General features: G+C 69.9%; 2 protein-coding genes. Both read left to right on the top strand.

The features are described 5' to 3' along the window. Positions 1 to 171 precede the first annotated feature (171 nt). Positions 172 to 1,629: an MBL fold metallo-hydrolase gene (locus tag WBA11_RS14535; protein ID WP_424521384.1), complete on the top strand. Its 1,458-nt coding sequence runs from the start codon at positions 172 to 174 to the stop codon at positions 1,627 to 1,629. Next, positions 1,626 to 1,970: TSUP family transporter (locus WBA11_RS14530; protein ID WP_424521383.1), on the top strand; the 345-nt coding region annotated here is incomplete at its 3' end. The genes WBA11_RS14535 and WBA11_RS14530, both read left to right, overlap by 4 nt.

Here is a 1,970-nt window from a genome sequence, read left to right as displayed (position 1 = left end):
TTGGGAGCGTGCCCCGGACCGCTCGTCGCTCTCCTGGGCGGAGGCGTGAGCGTAATGGCGGCTGCCCTCGTGGCGGCCCTCGCCGGGACATGGACCTACGCGCTCGTCCGGGACCACTTGCCGCACTGACGTCGCACACTGCCTGATTTTTATCGCCACACCTTCCTGACCATGATATTCCGCCAGATTCACGACCCCTCTCTCGCCCAGTACGCCTACCTCGTCGGATGTCAAAGGACCGGCGAAGCGCTGCTCGTCGACCCCGAGCGCGACATCGACCGCTACCTCGAGGTCGCGGCGGCCGAGGGGCTCACGATCAAGCACGTCGCCGAGACCCACATCCACGCTGACTTCCTCTCGGGCGCCCGAGACCTCGCTGAACGGACGGGCGCGCACCTGTACCTCTCGGCAGAGGGTGACGATGCCGGCTGGGGATCGGCCTGGGCGAGCGACCTCGAGGGCGTCACGTTCCTGCGGGACGGCGACAGCTTCGAGGTCGGAAACATCGAGGTGCGCGCGGTCCACTCGCCCGGCCACACGCCGGAGCACCTGGCGTTCTTGGTGACGGACCACGGCGGAGGCGCCAACGAGCCGATGGGGCTTCTCTCGGGCGACTTTGTGTTCGTCGGGGATCTTGGCCGACCGGACCTGTTGGAGCAGGCCGCCGGACAGTCCGGTGCGCAGGAGCCGGCGGCGAGACAGCTCTACGAGTCGGTCCAGCGCTTCCTCGACCTCGAGGACTTTGTCCAGGTGTGGCCGGGACACGGAGCCGGGAGCGCGTGCGGGAAGGCGCTCGGAGCCGTCCCCCAGTCGACCGTCGGGTACGAGCGCCGGTTCAACGGGTCGATCGACGCCGCGCGGCGCGGAGAGGAGGCGTTCGTCGACGCCATCTTGGATGGCCAGCCCGAGCCTCCGCTGTACTTCGCCCGGATGAAGGCACAAAACCGCGACGGCGTCCCGCCGCTGGCCGCGCTCCCGACACCCCGCGCCGTGGCGCCGGACGAGCTCGCCGCCCTCGAGAGCCGCAAGGCCGGCGCAGCCAACGTGACTGTCGTCGACACGCGGCCCGACCGGTCGGCGTTCATGGCGTCCCACCTGCCGGGCTCGCTCTACGCCCCGCTCGGATCGTCGTTTACCACGGTCGTCGGGTCGTACGTGACGGACCCAGAAACGCCGCTGGTCTTGGTGGTCCCCGACGGTCGCGTGGACGAGGCCGTCCGCAGCTTGGTCCGGATCGGGCTCGACAACGTCGTATCAACCATCACGTACGAGACCCTGGCAGCCTACGCCCAGAGCGGCGGCTCGATGGCGTCCGTCCTCGAGGTCGGCTTCGAAGACGTCCGGGACCGCGGCGACGAGACGGTCGTCCTCGACGTGCGCCGCCAAGCGGAGGTCGACGCCGGGCACGTGCCGGGAAGTCTCCACATCCCCCACACGCGACTGGCCGCGCGGCTGGACGAGGTGCCGACGGATCGGCCGGTTCTGGTCCACTGCCAGAGCGGCGTGCGGGCGGCGGTCGCAACTGCGCTCCTGGCCTCGCGCGGCCTCGAGGTCGCCTACGTCAACGACGGGTTTCCGCACTACCGCGAGATCGCACCGGTCGAGACAGGCCACGAGGTCGCGGCGTGATCTACGCGTTGCTGGGGGCTGTCGCGATTGGTCTGGTCCTGGGGTTGCTCGGCTCGGGCGGCTCCATCCTGACCGTCCCGGTCCTGGTCTACCTCGCGGGACAGCCGGACAAAGTGGCGATCGCCGAGAGCCTGGCGATCGTCGGGGCCATCGCCTCCGTCGGGGCTGTGAGCTACGCACGCCAGCGGCTCGTCGACTGGCGAAGCGTGGTCGGGTTCGGCCTTCCCGGCATCGTCGGGACGTACCTGGGAGCGGTCTTGGCGGCGTCGGTGCCAGGCGCGGTGCAGCTGGTCCTGTTCGGCGTCGTGATGATCGCGGCGGCTGGAGCCATGCTTCGGGGC

It is taken from the genome of Rubrivirga sp. (assembly GCF_049648075.1).
Lineage (GTDB): Bacteria > Bacteroidota > Rhodothermia > Rhodothermales > Rubricoccaceae > Rubrivirga.
This window is presented reverse-complemented; position numbering and strand designations above follow the sequence as displayed.

What these genes read in the sequence shown, in the direction of transcription:
- WBA11_RS14535 (WP_424521384.1), top strand. Translation starts at nt 172, where the DNA reads ATGATATTCCGCCAGATTCACGACCCCTCTCTCGCCCAGTACGCCTAC.